Raw genomic sequence first — 15,143 nt, 5'->3', positions numbered from 1 at the left:
TTTTGGCGCTGAACATTTCGGGGTTGTTTCGGCGCGAACGCGTCTTTGTAACGACTGGGCGGCGATGCCGTCTGCTGGCCTCTCGACCCGCGTCACATTAGGTAACGTGAGAAACCACACAGCCCTGCGCTCCGCTTTCATCGCGGGGCAATCCTTGGAGGACATCTTGAGCAAGACCATTCGCCGTGCTGCCATGGGCGGCATCGCCACCCTCGGCTTCGCCGCACTCCTCGCCGGTTGCGCGTCCGCGCCGGCCGAAACCGGTTCGACCGACGCCGCCGCTTCGAACGCACTTCCCTGCATGGTTTCCGACGCCGGTGGCTTCGACGACAAGTCCTTCAACCAGGCAGGCTTCGAGGGGCTCAACGATGCCGCCAAGAAGCTGGGCGTCGAGCCCGTCACCGTTCAGTCCGATTCCGAGACCGCGTTCGCTCCGAACATCTCGAGCCTCGTCGACCAGAACTGCACGCTCATCGTCACGGTGGGCTTCGCGTTGGCCGATGCCACCAAGGCTGCCGCCGAAGCGAACCCCGACATCGATTTCGCGATCATCGACGACGCTTCCATCACGGCCGACAACGTCAAGCCGATCACGTTCGACACCGCCGGCGCCGCGTTCCTCGCGGGCTACGCGGCCGCCGACTACTCCAAGTCGGGCATCGTCGCGACCTGGGGCGGAATGAACTTCCCGACCGTCACCATCTTCATGGACGGCTTCGCCCAGGGCGTCAAGTACTACAACGAGCAGAAGTCGAAGGACGTCAAGGTTCTGGGTTACGACCTCGACAACCCTGACTCCGCCACCTTCACCGGCGGCTTCGAGGCCAACGACGTGGCGAAGACCACCGCTCAGAACTTCATCGATCAGGGCGCAGACGTTCTGCTCCCCGTCGGTGGACCGATCTACCAGAGCGCCGGCGTTGCCATCCAGGAGTCCGGTAAGGACATCGCCATGGTCGGTGTCGACTCCGACCTCTACGAGAGCGACCCCACCTACAAGGACCTCTACCTGACGTCGATCCTCAAGGGCATCAAGACGGCCACCGACACGGTTGTCACCGACGCCGCAGCCGGAGACTTCAAGAGCGAGCCCTACGTGGGAACGCTCGAGAACGACGGTGTCGGCATGGCGCCGTTCCACGACTTCGAGTCGAAGGTGAACTCCTCGCTCCAGGGCGAGATCGACGACCTCAAGGCGAAGATCGTCTCGGGCGACGTCAAGGTCTCCTCGTACCTGAACAAGTAGTCGCATACACCGTTCCACCCGCGTGAAATCGGGGGGCCAGCCACGGCTGGTCCCTCGATCGCGTTAAGCGCGCTCTTCACACATCGAACTGATGGGTAGATTGTCTCTATGAAGCTCGAACTCCGCGGCATTACGAAGCGTTTCGGCGCCCTCACGGCCAACGACCACATCGACCTCACGATCGAGCCGGGAGAGATCCACTGTCTCCTCGGCGAGAACGGCGCAGGCAAGTCGACGTTGATGAATGTGCTCTACGGCCTCTACAAGGCCGAAGAGGGAGACATTCTGCTCGATGACGTCGTGCAGCACTTCGCGGGCCCGGGCGATGCCATGGCGGCGGGAATCGGCATGGTGCACCAGCACTTCATGCTGATCCCTGTGTTCACGGTCGCCGAGAACGTGATGCTCGGCCATGAGCAGACGAATGCTGCCGGCGTGCTCGACCTCGCTGCGGCGCGCGAGAAGGTGCGTGAGATCAGCGAGAGATTCGGCTTCCACGTCGATCCGGATGCGCTGGTCGACGACCTGCCCGTCGGTGTTCAGCAGCGGGTCGAGATCATCAAGGCGCTGTCTCGTGACGCCAAGGTTCTCGTGTTCGACGAGCCCACCGCCGTGCTCACGCCCCAAGAGACCGACGAGCTCATGACCATCATGAGGCAGCTGAAGGCCGCCGGCACATCGATCGTCTTCATCACCCACAAGCTGCGCGAGGTGCGCGAGGTGGCCGACCGCATCACGGTCATCCGCCTCGGCAAGGTCGTCGGTGAGGCGTCGCCCACAGCGACGAACGCAGAGCTGGCCTCGCTGATGGTCGGTCGCGCCGTCGAGCTGACCGTGCATAAAGACGCGGCCACACCCGGGGCAGACGCCTTCGTCGTCTCCAACCTCTCGGTCGTCGACCCTCACGGCCAGCTGGTCGTCAACGATGTGAGCTTCGACGTGCGTGCGGGCGAGATCCTCGCGATCGCCGGCGTTCAGGGCAACGGTCAGACCGAACTCACCGAGGCGATCATGGGTCTCCAACCGCGTGTACGCGGTGAGATCACGCTCGATGGCAAGTCGCTCAGAGGGCTGTCGGTGAAGCAGGTGCTCGCGTCGGGAATCGGCTTCGTGCCGGAGGACCGAAAAGAAGACGGGCTGGTCGGCGAGTTCACCATCGCCGAGAACCTGATGCTCGACCGCAGCGACGGACCGCCGTTCGTCAAGGCGGGGACTCTTCAGCTGAACTACCTCAAGGAGTTCGCCGAGCGGAAGTCGAAGGAGTTCGACGTTCGCAGCCAGGGCATCACCACGCCGGTCGGTCGCCTCTCCGGAGGAAACCAGCAAAAGGTCGTTCTCGCCCGTGAGCTCAGTCGCGAGTTGCGCCTCTTCATGGCAGCGCAGCCCACCCGTGGCATCGACGTCGGCTCGATCGAGTTCGTGCACAAGCGCATCGTCGCGACGCGCGATGCCGGTATTCCCGTGATCGTCGTCTCGACCGAACTCGATGAGGTCGTCGCGCTCGCCGACCGGATCGCCGTGATGTACCGCGGAACGATCGTGGGCATCGTGCCGGGCGACACTCCCCGCGATGTGCTCGGCCTCATGATGGCCGGCGAAGTACCCGATTCCGTCACCTCCCCACCCGAAGGAGCTGCCGCGTGAGCCAGCCCACAGTCCCGCCCGTCGAATCCGGCCCACCCGTCGCGTCCCCACCTGAGCCCAGCGATTCATCCGTCGCTGAGCCCCGTTGGCACGGCGTCATGCGAGAGATCGTCGGCGGCAGCGCGATGATCTCGGTCCTCGCCGTTGTGCTGGCGATGGTTGCCGGAGGCATTCTGATCGCCCTCACCGACGACAAGGTGACGGCAGCGGCCGGGTACTTCTTCGCCCGCCCCGCAGACCTCTTCAAGGCCGTCTGGGATTCCGTCTCGGGAGCCTATACCTCGCTGTTCCAGGGCGCCGTCTACAACTTCCGGCGCCCCGGCTTCATCGCCGGCATCAAGCCGTTGACCGAGACGCTCACCTTCGCCACCCCGCTGATCGCGGCCGGTCTCGGAGTGGGCCTCGCCTTCCGCGTGGGCCTGTTCAACATCGGTGGTCGCGGCCAGATGCTCATCGCTGCCGCGTGCGCCGGCTGGGTCAGCTGGTCGTTCGAGCTTCCCTACGGACTTCACCTCATCCTCGCGGTTGCCGCGGGCATCATCGGCGGTGCCGTCTGGGGCGGAATCGTCGGGCTGCTCAAGGCGAGAACCGGAGCCCACGAGGTGATCGTCACGATCATGCTCAACTTCGTTGCCCTCTACTTGATCTCGTTCATGCTGAAGACCCCTGGCCTGCTGCAGGCCCCCGGTTCGAACAACCCCAAGACGCCCGCAGCGCTGCCCACGGCTGTGTTCCCCGATCTTCTCGGGCCGCAGTTCAACCTGCACTGGGGCTTCATCTTCGTGATCGCGGCCACCGTGTACGTCTGGTACCTGCTGAACCGGTCGAACCTCGGTTTCCAGTTCCGAGCTGTGGGAGAGAACCCCAACGCGGCGCGCGTGGCGGGCATCAGCGTCAACAAGATGTACGTCTACGCGATGCTGCTCTCGGGCGGCCTCGTCGGTCTCGCCGGCGTCGCACAGGTGCTCGGCACGGTGACCACCGGCTTCAGCTCGGGCATCGACGCCGGCATCGGCTTCGACGCCATCACGGTCGCGCTGCTCGGCCGCTCCAAGCCCTGGGGCATCTTCTTCGCCGGCATCCTGTTCGGCGCGTTCAAGGCAGGCGGATTCGCCATGCAGGCATCGGAGGGAATTCCCATCGACATCGTGGTCGTGATCCAGTCGCTGATCGTGCTCTTCATCGCCGCGCCGCCGCTCGTGCGTGCGGTGTTCCACCTGCCGAAGCCCAGCGGAGTGCGCCTCAGACGACCCCGCGCCCAGACCGCGGCGGTGACCAAGTGAGCATTCAAGACGCGCCCCTGCAGCACAACCACCCGGATTCGCTTCCTCCGGCACTCGAGAAGACCATCGTCAAGAGCTGGAAGGCGCCGATCGCCTACGGCATCTTCTCGATCATCGCCATCCTGCTCTTCGTGGTCTTCGGGCGCGAGGGCGTGAGCGGATTCCGGCTGTCTACCGACTCCGACTTCGTGCAGATCCCCACGATCGAGGCGCCGACGCGAGCGACGGACATCGTGCTCACCGTTCTTCTGCTGGCGTTGACCGCTTACAGCGCATTCCTCGTGTCTCGCGACCGGCCGGTCCGACTCTGGATCACGGTCGTCTTCGCCATTCTGTTCCTCATCGCGTTCCTCACCTGGGCCGCGGCCGGGGCGACGATTCCCGTGCCCGGCCTGCTTGTCGGTGCCGTCGGACTCAGCGTGCCGCTGGTCTTCGGCGCCCTGGGCGGGGTCATCTCCGAGCGCGTCGGTGTGGTGAACGTGGCCATCGAGGGACAGCTGCTTGCGGGAGCATTCGTGTCGGCCGTCGTCGCGTCGGTCACCGGTCAGGCGGTGCTCGGACTCATCTCAGCCATGGCCGCCGGTGTGCTCGTGTCGTTCGTCCTCGCGGCGTTCTCGATCAAGTACTTCGTCGACCAGGTCATCGTGGGCGTCGTGCTCAACGTGCTGGTCACCGGCCTCACGAGCTTCCTCTATTCACAGGTTCTGACGAAGAACACCGATCTGCTCAACAACAGCGCCACCATCCGCCTGCCCCGGCTCCCCATTCCCGGGCTCAGCGAGATCCCGATTATCGGCCCCGTGCTGTTCCGGCAGACGATCATCGTCTACATCCTGTACATCGCCGTCGCGGTGGTCTTCTTCGCGCTCTTCAAGACGCGTTGGGGTCTGCGTCTGCGCGCTGTGGGCGAGCACCCGCAGGCAGCCGACACCGTGGGCATCAATGTCGCCCGCACGCGGTTCTGGAACGTCTCGCTCGCGGGAGCGATCGCCGGTCTCGGTGGTGCGTACTTCACGATGGGCTCGGTGGGCTCGTTCAACAAGGAGATGACGGCGGGTGCAGGATTCATCGCCCTGGCGGCGGTCATCTTCGGTCGCTGGGATCCGATCAGGGCAACGCTGGCCGCGCTCTTGTTTGGCTTCGCGTCGAACCTGCAGAGCGTGCTGAGCATCATCGGTGCGCCCGTGCCGAGCGAGTTCATGCTGATGCTGCCCTACCTCGTCACGATCTTCGCGGTCGCGGGGGTGGTCGGCCGAGTCCGAGGGCCTGCCGCTGCCGGCAAACCGTACATAAAGTCCTAGGAGAGCCGATATGACCGAGATCGATCAGGCATCCGGCATCGATTGGAACGTGCTTCGCGCCGAGGCTCTACTTGCCATGGAGAAGGCCTACGTGCCGTACTCGAGGTTCCCGGTCGGGGTCGCCGCGCTCGTCGATGACGGCCGTGTGATCGCAGGCTGCAATGTCGAGAATGCCAGTTACGGGCTTACGCTGTGCGCCGAGTGCGCGCTCGTCTCGTCGCTGCACATGACGGGCGGGGGTCACCTGGTCGGCTTCGTCTGCGTAGACGGCGATGGCAACGCGCTGATGCCCTGCGGCCGGTGCCGTCAACTGCTCTACGAGCACTCCGCGCCGGGCATGCTGCTGCAGACCGTCTCCGGCATCCGAACCATCGACGAGGTGTTGCCGGATGCCTTCGGCCCGCGCACCCTGCAGGCCTACGTCGAGACGCACTAACCCCCCCCTCGTTCCCTGAGCTTGTCGAAGGGAACACCCCAGAAAGGCTCCACCCGTGTCAGAATCCTTCGACGTCGTCGACCTCATCCGTACCAAGCGTGATCACGGAAACCTCAGCACCGCCGAGATCGACTGGCTGGTCGATGCCTACACGCGCGGCTATGTGGGCAACGAGCAGATGGCGGCGATGGCGATGGCCATCCTGCTGAACGGTATGGAGCGGCAGGAGATCCGCGATCTGACGCTCGCCATGATCGCGTCGGGCGAACGCATGAGCTTCGACGGGCTCGGCAAGGTGACCGTCGACAAACACTCCACGGGCGGCGTCGGCGACAAGATCACGCTGCCGCTCATGCCGCTCGTCGCGTCGTTCGGCGTCGCGGTTCCTCAACTGTCGGGTCGGGGACTCGGCCACACCGGTGGAACCCTCGACAAGCTCGAGAGCATCCCGGGATGGCGCGCAGACCTCACGAACGACGAGATGTTCGCCCAACTGCGCGACGTCGGGGGCGTGATCTGCGCCGCGGGCTCCGGACTCGCGCCGGCCGACAAGAAGCTCTACGCGCTGCGCGACATCACCGGAACGGTCGAGGCCATCCCGCTGATCGCGTCCAGCATCATGTCGAAGAAGATCGCCGAAGGAACCGATTCGCTCGTTCTCGACGTCAAGTTCGGCTCTGGCGCGTTCATGGTCGACATCGAGAAATCGCGCGAGCTCGCCCGCACGATGGTCGACCTCGGCAATGACGCCGGTGTCTCGACGACGGCCCTCCTGACCGATATGAATGTGCCGCTCGGGCTTGCCATCGGCAACGCCAACGAGGTGCGCGAGTCGGTCGAGGTTCTCGCGGGCGGAGGCCCCGCCGACGTGGTCGAGCTCACGATCGCGTTGGCGAAAGAGATGCTGCGCCTCGCCGGTCAGCCTGACGCCGATGTCGAGAAGGCTCTGACCGACGGACGTGCCATGGACACGTGGCGTCGCGTCATCGAGGCTCAGGGTGGCGACCCGGATGCCGCGCTGCCGGTCGCGCGCGAGACTCACGTGGTGACAGCCGATCGCGACGGTGTTCTGCTTACGCAGGAGGCCCTGCCCTTCGGCATCGCTGCATGGCGCCTCGGGGCCGGACGGGCGCGAGCACAGGACCCGGTGCAGCACGCCGCCGGCATCGATCTGCACGCCAAGCCCGGCGACGCAGTCAAGGCGGGACAGCCCTTGTTCACGCTCTCGGCCGACGAACCGCAGCGTTTCGAGCGCGCGCTCGAGGCTGTCGAGGGAGCGTGGAGCATCGGCGATGCCGCCGACTGGACGCCCCGCGGTCCGCTGGTCGCCGAGCGCATCGAGTAGACGTGACGACGACTCCGCCTCAGCCGTGGACGCTCGATGAGGTGCGAGCAGCCATCGGGGCTCTCAACGGTCCTCGGACGTCTGTCGTCTTCACGATCGACGGTGATGAGGCGACCGGGCGATGGAAATTCGACGATGCAGAGTGGGCTCCTCGCCTCGAGGCGGCTCATGGCGCGTCGAGAAACTTCAGCTATGTCGTCCGGCTGTCGGCGGAGAAGTCCAGCTTTCGCTGGTTCGAGCAGGATTCGGGTCTCAACAACGGACGGTTCCGTCTATACCGCGGCTACAGCAGGGGGTTCTCCATCAACCTCTTCACGATCATCGTCGCTCTCGTGCGACGAATGGCCCGGTCGACAGAAGCCGCCGATGCCGTCGTCGTGTACAGCCGAGATCAGGTGTCGGCGCCGATTCTCGATGTGTTGAGCCGTGCAGGATGGAAGAACAGAGGCGTCACGATCTGAGACGGATACGTTCGCGTCAGCGCGCCGGTTCTCCGATGCGGCGAAGCGCGTCTTCGATGAGGGCCCAGAACTTGTCTGTGTCGAGGTCGACCGCCACCTGCGTCGTGCAGTCATCCGGCGCGGGCGAGCGGAAGTCGGCCACGGTCATGCCGAGGGTCAGCGTGCCAGCGAGTTCTACATCGAGCGGCGTCTTGCGCACGGTCATCACGCTGGGGTCGATGACGTAGGCCACCGCGCACGGGTCGTGAACCGGCGGATGAGCGAAGCCCTGCGCCTCGAGGTACGTGCTGGCGAAGAAGTCGAGAAGCTCGCCCACGAAGCGTGAGGGCGTGGTGTCTATGGCGTCGATTCGCGCGCGCACGTCAGGAGTGGCGAGCGCCTGGTGTGTCAGGTCGAGGCCCACCATGGTCAGCGGCCATGATTCGTTGAAGACGATATGAGCGGCCTCGGGGTCGATGATGATGTTGAATTCTGCGGTGGCCGACCAGTTGCCGACGTGGAAGCCTCCGCCCATCAAGACGACCTCTCTCACGCGAGAGACGATGCGTGGTTCCTTGCGCGCAGCAAGCGCGATGTTCGTGAGCCCGCCCGTGGGCACCAACGTGATCTCGCCGGGCTCGCTCGCCATGATGGTGTCGATGATGAGGTCGACGGCGTGCCGGCCGTCGAGTTCTCGCGTCGACTCCGGAAGTTCGGGGCCGTCCATGCCGGATTCGCCGTGGATATCAGGCGCCACCTCGATGGTGCGCACGAGCGGCCGCGGGCATCCGGCCGCGAACGGAACCCCGACGATGCCGGCGATCTCGGCCACGGCGAGGGCGTTCCTCGTGACCTTGTCGAGCGTCTGATTGCCCACCACTGTGGTGACCGCAAGCAACTCGATCTGCGCATTGCCGTGCGCGAGCAGGATCGCGATCGCGTCGTCGTGGCCAGGGTCGCAGTCGAGGATGATCTTGCGCGGCATTGGTGCTCCTTGAAGTCGTCATAAAAGCATATATGAAACTGACATTCATATATGCAACACTGAAGACATGACAGCGCTCATCGATTCCGCCGCCGCCCGTGTCGAGTGGATCAGGTCTCGCATGCGACTTCTCGCCGCGGTGCGGGAGAAATTCGCCGAGACGAGACCCTTCGAGGGCCACCGCATCGGCATGTCGCTGCACATCGAGCCCAAGACCGCGGTGCTGCTGGAGACCCTCGCCGCCGGGGGTGCCGAGATCGTCGGAACCGGAAACCACGGATCGACGCAAGACGACGTGGTCGCCTATCTGCAGAACCAGGGCATGACGCTGTTCGGCCGCCGCGACGACTCCCTCGACCAGCACCACGCGAACGTCGCCTCCGTACTCGACGCGACCCCGGACATCCTGCTCGACAACGGCGCCGACCTCGCGGCCGGCATCGTCGCGCGGGGCGCAGGGGCGACGCTGATCGGGGGAACAGAAGAGACGACCTCAGGTGGAGACAGACTGCGGTCCGAGCTCCTGGGTCAGGTTCCGTTCCCGGTGATCGTCATCAACGACAGCATGTTGAAGCAGCTGGGTGAGAACAAGCACGCCGTGGGTCAGTCGGTCGTCGAGAGCTTCATGCGCATCACGAACCTCATGATTCCCGGCCGCCGTTTCGTCGTGGTCGGCTACGGGTGGTGCGGCCGCGGCGTCGCTCAGTACCTGCGCGCGCTTGGCGGCAAGGTCGCCGTGGCCGAGGTCGACGAACTAAAAGCGTTCGAGGCCGCCCTCGACGGATTCCGCGTCGACACCGCCGACGGACTCGCCGGCTGGGGCGAGGTGTTCATCACCGCGACCGGCCGCCCGAACGTGCTCACGATGTCGGCTATCGACCGCATGGGTGATGGCGCGATTCTGGCCAACTGCGGCCACTTCCCCTGGGAGATCGACACGGCGTCGTTGCGCACGAGCGCCACTGCCACCCGGGCTATCGACGACACGATCGAGCGCATCGAACTGCCGAACGGACGGCACGTGATCCTGATCGCCGGCGGACGTATGTTCAACCTCGCGGGCACGGCGCCCAAGGGCAACTCGCTCGACTCCATGGACCTCGGGTTTCTCCTCCAGGTGCTCTCGCTCGAGCGTGTGGCGACCGGGGCGGGCACGCTGGTCGCGGGCGCCCAGCCCGTGCCCGATGATCTCGAGCGGGAGATCGCCCGACGCATGGTCGCCGCCATGGGGGCGAGCCTCTAACCGTGGCGGCATCAAGCGCATCATCGACCTCCGCGTCGGCGCCGCCCGTCGAGACGGAGTACGCGGCGCCCGCGCTCGACAAGGGCCTCGACATCCTCGAGCTTCTCTCCGCCACGAACGGGGCACTGAGTCAGGCCCAGATCGCATCCGGCGTGGGGCGAAGCGTCAGCCAGATCTTCCGTGTGCTGAGCACTCTCGAGCGGCGCGGCTATGTGCACCGCGACCATCAATCAGGGCTCTACATCCTGTCGTTGCGCCTGTTCGATCTGGCCCACCGTCACGATCCTCTGCGCGGCCTGCTCCAGGCATCCGCCGGGCCGATGCGCGCGCTGGCAAACGCGGCCGAGCAGTCGTGCAGTCTCAGTGTCGAAGAAGCCGGACTGTCCCGCGTCGTTGCGCAAGTCGAGAGCCCTGGCGACTTCGGGTTTCGGGTGCGGGTCGGCGCGCTGTTTTCGCTCGACGACTCCGCGACGGGTGAGGTCCTGCGAGCGTTCCGCTCGAGCGATCCGGATGCGCTCGAGCCCGCTCTGCGATCGGTTCGCGAGGCGGGGCACGTCGAGCGTGGCGACGACCTTCACGCCGGCGTGATCGACATCGTCTTTCCCGTGCTGCGTGCCGATGGCACGGCCGTGGCTGCGTTGACCGTGCCCTACGTCGCGACGAGGGCGAGCGTTCTCGGTACCGACGCGGTTCTGCGGCTCGCCCGGCATGCAGCCTCGCAGATCTCGGGCAGCGTCTTCCCGGCACCGACGCCGTAGGCTGAGGCCATGAACGATTCACGAGAGCAGTACACGCTCGCCAACGGCCGAACGAGCATCAACGCTCTCCCCAAAGTCTCCCTCCACGACCACCTCGACGGTGGCCTCCGCCCCGCCACGATTCTCGAACTGGCCGACTCGATCGGCTTCGAGGTGCCCGCCTCTGACGCCGCCTCGCTGGGTGAATGGTTCGAAGACTCCGCCGACTCCGGATCGCTCGTCGACTACCTCGCCACCTTCGACATCACCGTGGGTGTCATGCAGACGACAGAGGGTCTCACCCGCGTCGCGCGCGAGTTCGTGCAGGATCTCGCCGCTGACGGCGTCGTCTACGGCGAGGTGCGCTGGGCCCCCGAACAGCACGTGGCCAAGGGCCTCACTCTCGACCAGACCGTCGAGGCGGTGCAGCAGGGCATCGAGCAGGGCATCGACGACGCGCGAGGCGAAGGCAAGACACTGCGCGTGGGCCAGTTGGTCACGGCCATGCGCCACGCAGATCGCGGCCTCGAAATTGCCGAGCTCGCTGTGCGCCACCGCGAGCGTGGCGTCGTCGGGTTCGACATCGCCGGTGCCGAGCTCGGTTTTCCTGCGGGCAACCAGCGCGCGGCATTCGATTATCTGGCCCAGAACTTTCTTCCCGTCACAGTGCACGCGGGTGAGGCCGACGGTCTCGACAGCATCCGGGGCGCGCTCTTCGACGGGCGTGCGCTGCGACTCGGCCACGGCGTTCGACTCGCCGAGGACATCCGCATCGAGTCGAGCGACGATGAGAACACGTTCGTCTCTATCGGCGGCCTCGCCCAGTGGGTCAAAGACCGCGAGATCGCGCTCGAGCTCTCGCCGTCGTCGAATCTGCAGACCGGTGCGATCGCCGCCTGGGGTGACGACCTGCAGGACCACCCGTTCGATCTGCTCTACCAGCTCGGCTTCACGGTCACGGTCAACACCGACAACCGTCTGATGAGCAACACCTCTCTCAGCCGTGAGCTCTCGCTGCTGTCGGACGCGTTCGGGTACGACCTCGAGGACTTCGAGGTCTTCCAGCTCAATGCTGCGAATGCCTCCTTCCTGCCGCTCGATGAGCGCCAGGATCTGGCAGACACGATCATCGCGGGCTTCCAGAGCGCGTAGCCCATGCGGTTGCACGAACTACCAGACGACGTCTTCGTTCTCGGGGCGCACGCGCCCGATTGGCGCAGCGCCGTGCGTATCGCGGGCGATGCGCTCGTCGCGGGCGGGGTTACGACGGATGCCTATGCCGAGCGCATGGTGCAGGTCGTCGAGGAGTTCGGCGCGTATATCGTGATCGCTCCAGGCCTCGCGCTCGCGCACGCTCGCCCCGGGCCTGATGTGCTGCACGACGGGCTCGCGGTCGTGACGCTCGACGAGCCGGTCGTGTTCGGGCATCCGCACAACGACCCCGTCGAGGTCGTTCTGGCGCTCGCGGTGACCAGCAACGAGGGGCATGTGACCGTGCTGGCAGAATTGGCGAACGTGTTCAACGACCCGATGGCCACCACCGCCATCGCTCAGGCGACGACGGTCGAGGCGGTGAGGGCGGTGCTGGGTCGGGCCCAACCCGAGGCGTGATCGCCGCCCACTATCGTTGACCCTATGAAGATCATCGCCTTCTGCGGAGCAGGCATCGGAACCTCGGCCATTCTCAAAGTGAACGCCGAACGTGCCCTCGCTCGGCTGGGCATCCAGGCCGATATCGAGGCCACCGACATCGCCGGTCTCGCTGTCGCCGCAGAAGACGCGCAGGTGATCCTGGCGTCTCCCGAACTCGTGAAGTTCATCGGCAAGACCTACGCCGATGTCGTCGTGATCGAGAACTACTTCGACCTCGACGAACTCACGCGAAAGCTCGAGATCGCTCTCGGCTGACCCGCTACTCCGCGATCAGCGCGCGCACACCTTCTTCGAGGCGCGAGAGCGCCTCGGCGGCCGCAGTTCTGCGTTCGTCGAGCGTTCCGTCGCTCGACTGGGTATCGAGGTAGACCTTCAGCTTCGGCTCCGTTCCGCTGGGGCGCACCATCACGCGTGAGCCGTCGTCGAGGTGGATCCGCAGAACATCCGACGACGGCAGAACTCCGTCGGCGCCGAGCAGATCGTCGATGCTCGACACGCGGATGCCTCCGATCTCGGCGGGCGGTTCGGCTCGGAGCCGTGCCATCACCCGGGTGATCTGCGACAGATCGGTGACGCGCACCGACACCTGGCCCGATGCGAAGTGCCCGAAGCGCATGCTGAACGCATCGAGCTGGTCGTCGAGGGTGAGGCCGCGAGCCGCGAGTCCGCTGGCCAGATCGAGCAGGGCCAGAGCCGCAGAGATGCCGTCTTTGTCGCGCACTGTCGACGGATTGACCAGGTATCCCAGAGCCTCCTCGAATCCGAACGCGAGCCCGGGCGTGCGAGAGACCCACTTGAAGCCGGTGAGGGTCTCGGCGAACTCGAGTCCGTATTCCGCAGCGACCGCTCGCAGCGCGGGCGACGACACGATCGAGCACGCCAAGGTACCGGAGGCGGTCTGCTCGTCGCGAGCAGCGGCATCCAGATTCTCGGCGGCACGCCAGCCGAGCAGGGCGCCCACCTCGTTGCCGGTGAGCGCGCGAAAGGTCGCCGGCGACGACGAATCGCGGATGGCGATGGCCAGCCGGTCGGCGTCGGGGTCGTTCGCGATCACCAGATCGGCGTCGACCTCGCGCGCGGTCCGGAATGCGAGATCGAGCGCGCCCGGTTCCTCGGGATTGGGGAAGGAGACGGTGGGGAAGGCGGAGTCGGGGTCGATCTGCTGACGCACGACCGTGGGCTCGTCGAACCCTGCGGCCTCGAGTACCGCTCTGAAGGTCTGCCAGCCGACGCCGTGCATCGCCGTGTAGACCACCTTCGGCTGAACTGCGGGTCGCGACGCGAGTTCGGCGGTCTGCGAGATGTAGGCCTCGACGACAGACTCTGGCGCGATCTCGTAGGCGTCTGAACGGGGCAGCTCGAGAACATTCTCCTCAGCCGCGATACGCAGAATGTGCGTTGCGATCTCCGCGTCGGCGGGGGAGACGATCTGCGAGCCCTGGTCGATGCCGCCCAGATAGACCTTGTAGCCGTTGTCGTTCGGCGGGTTGTGCGACGCCGTCACCATCACGCCGGCGCTCACATCGAGGTGCCGCACGGCGAAGGCCACGAGCGGGGTAGGCAGCAGTCGGGGCAGCAGAATGGCCCGGATGCCGGCGCCTGCCATGATCTCGGCGGTGTCGGTCGCGAAGACGGCCGAGTTCTTGCGCCCGTCGTATCCGATCACGATGCTCGTGGGGTCACCGTCGACCGCGCGCTCGATCAGGTAGGCGGCGAGACCTGCAGCGGCCTGTGAGACCAGCACGCGATTCATACGGTTGGGCCCCGCGGCGATCTCGCCTCGGAGTCCGGCGGTGCCGAAAGCGAGACGCGTCTCGAAGCGATCGCGCAGATCGTCGAGGGCCGATGTGTCACCCGAGCCGGCGGCCTCGATCAGAGCCGACAGCTCGGAGCGCGTCTCGTCGTCGGGGTCCTGTGCAAGCCACGCGCGGGCAGCCTCGAACAGGTCGGAATCGATCACAGCTCACCCACGATACGGGCGAGCAGCGAGCCGATCCTGCCCTCGGCGTTGCGGCCGGCCTCGATGACCTCTTCGTGGCTCAGCGGGGTCTTCTGAATGCCGGCGGCGAGGTTCGTGATGAGAGACATGCCGAGGATCTCCATGCCGGCCTGTCGGGCGGCGATGGCTTCGAGCGCTGTCGACATGCCCACGATGTGGCCGCCGATCGCCTTCGCCATCTGCACCTCGGCCGGTGTCTCGTAGTGCGGGCCTCGGAACTGCACGTAGACGCCCTCGTCGAGGTCGGCGTCGACCGTGCGGGCGATGTCGCGCAGGCGGCTCGAGTACAGATCGGTCAGGTCGATGAACGTGGCGCCCTCGAGGGGTGAATCCGCCGTGAGATTGATGTGGTCGCTGATGAGAACGGGCGTTCCCGGGGTCCAGGTTTCACGGATGCCGCCGGCCCCGTTCGTGAGGATCATGGTCGTGGCGCCCGTGGCTGCGGCGGTGCGCACACTGTGCACGACGCGGCGCACGCCGTGGTTCTCGTAGTAGTGGGTGCGCGCGCCGATCACGAGGGCGTGCTTTCCGTTGGGAAGCGCGATCGAGCGGAGCGTGCCGCCGTGCCCGGGAACGGCCGAGGCCGAGAAGCCGACGATCTCCGTCGCATCCACGGTGGCGATGGTCTCGCCGATGAGGTCTGCGGCCTTGCCCCAGCCGCTGCCGAGGGTCAAGGCGATGTCGTGATGCGCGACCCCTGTCTTCTCGGCGATCTGAGCTGCCGCCTCGCGGGCGATCTCGAAGGGATCGGCGTCGGAGGAATCGAGGGGATTGGCTGTCGTGGTGAGCATTGAACCACCTTAGATTAACGCGGTGTTCACCGGCGGAAGG

15 protein-coding genes are annotated in these 15,143 nt (G+C 65.8%); 12 read left to right on the top strand and 3 right to left on the bottom strand.

The genetic code is table 11. The features are described 5' to 3' along the window. Positions 1–166 precede the first annotated feature (166 nt). From B9Y86_RS02150 to B9Y86_RS02120, 7 genes are all read left to right on the top strand, one after another. Entirely contained in the window at positions 167–1,246 is a 1,080-nt protein-coding gene (locus B9Y86_RS02150) for a BMP family lipoprotein (protein WP_085483704.1), read from the top strand. 108 nt (positions 1,247–1,354) lie between these two features. Then, positions 1,355–2,890, top strand: a complete 1,536-nt coding sequence (locus tag B9Y86_RS02145) for an ABC transporter ATP-binding protein (protein ID WP_085482493.1) — start codon at positions 1,355–1,357, stop codon at positions 2,888–2,890. Then, positions 2,887–4,173 carry an ABC transporter permease gene (locus tag B9Y86_RS02140; RefSeq protein WP_244894593.1) on the top strand — a complete coding sequence of 429 codons (1,287 nt, stop codon included), beginning with the start codon at positions 2,887–2,889 and terminating at the stop codon, positions 4,171–4,173. Before B9Y86_RS02145 ends, B9Y86_RS02140 begins: the two co-directional genes overlap by 4 nt. A gap of 17 nt (positions 4,174–4,190) precedes the next feature. After that, positions 4,191–5,474, top strand: coding sequence for an ABC transporter permease (locus tag B9Y86_RS02135; protein ID WP_139824744.1), 1,284 nt, complete (start codon positions 4,191–4,193; stop codon positions 5,472–5,474). A gap of 10 nt (positions 5,475–5,484) precedes the next feature. Beyond that, complete coding sequence (locus tag B9Y86_RS02130; protein ID WP_085482489.1) at positions 5,485–5,910, top strand: cytidine deaminase; 426 nt, start codon at positions 5,485–5,487, stop codon at positions 5,908–5,910. 55 nt (positions 5,911–5,965) lie between these two features. After that, the gene (locus B9Y86_RS02125) at positions 5,966–7,255 is read left to right on the top strand and encodes a thymidine phosphorylase (protein WP_085482487.1); all 1,290 of its coding nucleotides are present in this window, start codon (positions 5,966–5,968) and stop codon (positions 7,253–7,255) included. 2 nt (positions 7,256–7,257) lie between these two features. After that, positions 7,258–7,716, top strand: coding sequence for a hypothetical protein (locus tag B9Y86_RS02120; protein WP_085482485.1), 459 nt, complete (start codon positions 7,258–7,260; stop codon positions 7,714–7,716). 16 nt (positions 7,717–7,732) lie between these two features. Here the strand turns inward: B9Y86_RS02120 and uriH are convergent, their stop codons facing one another. Next, a complete protein-coding gene (gene uriH, locus B9Y86_RS02115) occupies positions 7,733–8,680 on the bottom strand; it encodes a uridine-preferring nucleoside hydrolase UriH (RefSeq protein WP_085482483.1) in 948 nt (315 codons plus the stop codon). 67 nt (positions 8,681–8,747) lie between these two features. On the opposite strand from uriH, the gene B9Y86_RS02110 reads away from it, so the two are divergent. From B9Y86_RS02110 to B9Y86_RS02090, 5 genes are read left to right on the top strand one after another with little or no spacing between them, the layout of a single operon-like run. After that, positions 8,748–9,923, top strand: a complete 1,176-nt coding sequence (locus B9Y86_RS02110) for an adenosylhomocysteinase (protein ID WP_085482481.1) — start codon at positions 8,748–8,750, stop codon at positions 9,921–9,923. 2 nt (positions 9,924–9,925) lie between these two features. After that, positions 9,926–10,681, top strand: a complete 756-nt coding sequence (locus tag B9Y86_RS02105) for an IclR family transcriptional regulator (RefSeq protein ID WP_085482478.1) — start codon at positions 9,926–9,928, stop codon at positions 10,679–10,681. Between the two features lie 9 nt (positions 10,682–10,690). Next, positions 10,691–11,812 (top strand): adenosine deaminase, encoded by a 1,122-nt coding sequence (locus B9Y86_RS02100; RefSeq protein ID WP_085482476.1) that lies wholly within the window; start codon positions 10,691–10,693, stop codon positions 11,810–11,812. Positions 11,813–11,815: 3 nt separating this feature from the next. Further along, positions 11,816–12,271 carry a PTS sugar transporter subunit IIA gene (locus B9Y86_RS02095; RefSeq protein WP_085482473.1) on the top strand — a complete coding sequence of 152 codons (456 nt, stop codon included), beginning with the start codon at positions 11,816–11,818 and terminating at the stop codon, positions 12,269–12,271. A gap of 24 nt (positions 12,272–12,295) precedes the next feature. Next, positions 12,296–12,568 (top strand): PTS sugar transporter subunit IIB, encoded by a 273-nt coding sequence (locus B9Y86_RS02090; protein ID WP_085482471.1) that lies wholly within the window; start codon positions 12,296–12,298, stop codon positions 12,566–12,568. 4 nt (positions 12,569–12,572) lie between these two features. Here B9Y86_RS02090 and B9Y86_RS02085 read toward each other — a convergent pair whose 3' ends face one another. Together B9Y86_RS02085 and B9Y86_RS02080 are read right to left on the bottom strand one after the other, a co-directional pair. Beyond that, positions 12,573–14,270, bottom strand: coding sequence for a phospho-sugar mutase (locus B9Y86_RS02085; protein ID WP_139824743.1), 1,698 nt, complete (start codon positions 14,268–14,270; stop codon positions 12,573–12,575). Further along, on the bottom strand, positions 14,270–15,103 hold the full coding sequence (locus B9Y86_RS02080; protein WP_085482467.1) for a purine-nucleoside phosphorylase: 834 nt from the start codon (positions 15,101–15,103) through the stop codon (positions 14,270–14,272). Before B9Y86_RS02080 ends, B9Y86_RS02085 begins: the two co-directional genes overlap by 1 nt. Between the last annotated feature and the right edge of the window lie 40 nt (positions 15,104–15,143).

It is taken from the genome of Agreia pratensis (genome assembly GCF_900177685.1).
Classification (GTDB): domain Bacteria; phylum Actinomycetota; class Actinomycetes; order Actinomycetales; family Microbacteriaceae; genus Agreia; species Agreia pratensis.
Note: the sequence above shows the minus strand (reverse complement) of the source record. Positions and strands in the feature narration are given on the sequence as shown.